The organism is Endozoicomonas sp., from assembly GCF_051008435.1.
Taxonomy (GTDB): domain Bacteria; phylum Pseudomonadota; class Gammaproteobacteria; order Pseudomonadales; family Endozoicomonadaceae; genus Endozoicomonas_A.
In genome coordinates this window covers 1-3,034 of sequence record NZ_JBPCXO010000407.1, presented here as the reverse complement: position 1 = coordinate 3,034, position 3,034 = coordinate 1, and the positions used below count along the sequence as shown (strand labels likewise).

The window sequence follows — 3,034 nt, the reverse complement described above, 5'->3', positions numbered from 1 at the left end:
GTACAGTTTTCATACACTTTGCAGTCTAATCTACAGCATCAGCTTGTGTTCATAATTGTTCCGCTTCTTTTTACTCAATTCTGCGTTTGATCTGCGTTTTCAGTGCACGACCTATCCCGCAGCTAGGAGCCTGTCGGACTTACCACTGACCTACTGCGAAAAAGCCGGATTTGGCCATTTTCTATGATTTTTTTCGTTGAATAGCTCGCTATTCGCCTCAAATAATCATAAAAACTGTCTCAAACCGGACTTTTCCTCGCTACGGTTGGCTAAGTCCGACAGGCTCCTAGAGGCTCAGGCCAAATTTTTTTGGGAACGGCCGTTGTCTGAGTAGGATTTTTAAAAGTCAGATGGGTGCCGGATAAGTCAAATTTATTCCATGGAGCTGAATCAAAGTTAGGCTGACCAGCAGGCTTGAGTGGACTGGCAAATAGACGTCGTAGCTAAATGCCTGACATATCACTAACTCCAGGGGCTTCTAACCAGTGTCAATAACGAGTTTCCGTTGGATGAGGCAACGTTAACTATTCTCAATCCGACTGAGAACCTCTTCTTTCTGACGCTTTGCTTCATCCGAAAGCTCAACATGAACATTTTCCATAAATGTCTTGACTGTTTTTTCACATTCATCAGGAACGTTGTGCTTGTCGCTGTAAAATTCACCGTGACTAGATGTTTCCAATGAGATGACCAGCATATGGCGATTACCAATGGGGAGAAAAAAGTAGCGAGAAATCACGCTTATCTCTTTGTCCGCTGATATTCGACTGATTAACCAACTATTACCATTGGTCTTCAGATGTTCTAGGTCTTCCGCTTTTTTCGGGTAAACCATTAAACAAGGGGGAGGGAGAAAAGGCATGTCTATCTTTTCTTGCTCATACTCTGCTAACTCTTTCTTATTGACTTCGCCATAAGTTCTTTCATCTAGTTCCAAGATGAACTTCATAGGTAGCTTCTCAATAACTGCTGGAGACCGGAAAAAATCTTGCAAACCTATAGTACATTATCTTTAGCTATCAAGGGCTTCAGAAAGTTGGTACTTTGGTTTACCAGCACTTTTTGAGAAGCTACCTTCATAGCTTCTCTTGTATCAAATAGGGAGCCAATGCCTGTGTATTGTAGAGTTAAACGCTGGACAATAATTTGTACACTTGTTCCTCCAATATGACCTTTGCCCCATAGTGCATCAAAATAGGACCAGTGGTTTCTAAATAGAAGAGCTGTAGAGCCTTTCGACTTATCGGACCAAGGCTGAAATCGCTCAGGAGTGTAAATATCCAGAGAGTCAGGCCAGATTTTTCTGGGCACAGCCATGGTCTGAGGTGGACTTTTAATGGTTAGTTTTGTACCGGAGAGATCAAATGTCCGCCAGGGGGCGGACTTGAAATTAGGCTGACCAGCAGGTCTTAACGGGCTGGCAAATAGACGACGAAACCAGATGCCTGTCATAACATTAACTCCAGAGGCTTCTTGCCAGTGCCATAAAGGATTTCCCGTGGCCGCCATGCTGAATTGCAACATGGATTTCACATATCAAGTGGATAAAATCTGAACCCAGTCGTTAACTGGGAAAGGTTACAGGAATTGATAGTTGCTGAGCTTCCTGGCGCTGTCTTTCTGCATCAGGAGATAAAGTGATATGCAGGTTCTCAGCAAAACTTTTTGCGGTATTGTAAGCAGCTTCCGAGAAGTTGTTGTCGTCTGCTAAGTGGTCGACAGCATTGGTGCCGGGTGTATAGAAAAACATCAATAAATGTTCGTCTGTGATTGCAGCAGTCCAATAATACTCAGGGTTTCTTAGTGGCTTCCAGACTTTATAGAAGTAGCTATTAATGCCATTGGTGTCATGACGATTAAGGGAGGCAATATTTTCTGGATATAGCCAGATATCTTTATCCGGGTTGTAGGGTGTCTCTCGATTTGTATCTTCTTTCAGTTCTTTATTTTTGGCTTCATACTCTTGACATAGATCTTGAAGGATCAATTGCTCGATTTGTTGAGGATCAAACAAATTATTTAGATGGTATTTTTTTAAATCACGACGTTGAACGATCATTTGAAGAGTTCCCCCTCCAACATCGCCATATCCAAATAGTCCGTCAGAATACACCCAGCCATTCTTATAGATAGTTGTAGTTTCTCCTCCATCCCATTTGGTAAAGTCTTGGGTGTTGTATATGTTTTTACTCTCTACCCATATGTCATTGGGGAACATTTCTGTTTGCGGAGGAGACTTAAACCGCAACTTTATTCCTGACAATATGATTTCCCGCCAAGGTGCTTTCGTAAAATCAGGTCCATACAGATTCATTTTGCTTGCTTGCCAAGAGGCTGGAAGGCGTTTATGAATAGATGGGCTGAGTAATATTTTTTTTAGCATCTTGCCCACTCTCGGCTCAGGCTTTTCGTCAGCTGTATAAATGAACGGGCTTCTCCACCATTATTTTTACTGATATGAGCATTCATTGACTCAGTAGTTTTGAAAGGATGCATGTGAGGGTTTAAGGTGGGATCATTTGCATGATTAGCAAACATGTTACGCGTTGCTTGAAGTCTTCCAGGTAGACCTACTAGCAATGAAGCTTTAACTCCCATAGTAGGTAATGCTGATGAAAAAAGCCCCCATGCAGCTGCAGCTTGGACATCAGCCCATACTCTTTGGCCAAATTCGTCCGCAGAATTCTTATGACTCTCACCAAAAGCTGAGATTTCCCGTTTGATTCTTGGGTCGAGCCTGTTAATGGGCTTACTCCAGTCATGGGCATTAAACTTCATAACATCTTTGTGGAGGTTGATACCAGCCTTTCGGACAAGAGGAAGGAGTCCGGACATAGTTTCTGTAGGGGCAGCGAAGAACATAGTATGTTTGTCTAACTTCTGTCCCTGTAATCGCTGAAGAGTTTTTTTGTAACTATTCAGCACCCCCTGCTGGAAATGGGTGGTGCTGAAATGCTTACCGCACAAGGGGTAGAAAAAGCTGTCTGATCGTTTAGCTTTCTGAAAAAGGAGTTTTTGACGAAAAATGCACCTA

The 3,034-nt window shown here is 42.6% G+C and carries 4 protein-coding genes; all 4 read right to left on the bottom strand.

What is annotated here, in order from left to right; translation table 11 throughout:
• Nucleotides 1-520 precede the first annotated feature (520 nt).
• Entirely contained in the window at nucleotides 521-949 is a 429-nt protein-coding gene (locus ACR2PX_RS20635; RefSeq protein ID WP_434001245.1) for a hypothetical protein, read from the bottom strand.
• 47 nt (nucleotides 950-996) lie between these two features.
• Nucleotides 997-1,452, bottom strand: coding sequence for a hypothetical protein (locus ACR2PX_RS20630; protein ID WP_434001244.1), 456 nt, complete (start codon nucleotides 1,450-1,452; stop codon nucleotides 997-999).
• A gap of 112 nt (nucleotides 1,453-1,564) precedes the next feature.
• On the bottom strand, nucleotides 1,565-2,383 hold the full coding sequence (locus ACR2PX_RS20625; protein WP_434001243.1) for a hypothetical protein: 819 nt from the start codon (nucleotides 2,381-2,383) through the stop codon (nucleotides 1,565-1,567).
• On the bottom strand, nucleotides 2,377-3,034 hold a 658-nt coding region (locus ACR2PX_RS20620; RefSeq protein WP_434001242.1), incomplete at its 5' end, for a hypothetical protein. The genes ACR2PX_RS20620 and ACR2PX_RS20625, both read right to left, overlap by 7 nt.

What these genes read in the sequence shown, in the direction of transcription:
- ACR2PX_RS20630 (WP_434001244.1), bottom strand. Translation starts at nt 1,452, where the DNA reads ATGACAGGCATCTGGTTTCGTCGTCTATTTGCCAGCCCGTTAAGACCT.
- ACR2PX_RS20635 (WP_434001245.1), bottom strand. Translation starts at nt 949, where the DNA reads ATGAAGTTCATCTTGGAACTAGATGAAAGAACTTATGGCGAAGTCAAT.
- ACR2PX_RS20625 (WP_434001243.1), bottom strand. Translation starts at nt 2,383, where the DNA reads ATGCTAAAAAAAATATTACTCAGCCCATCTATTCATAAACGCCTTCCA.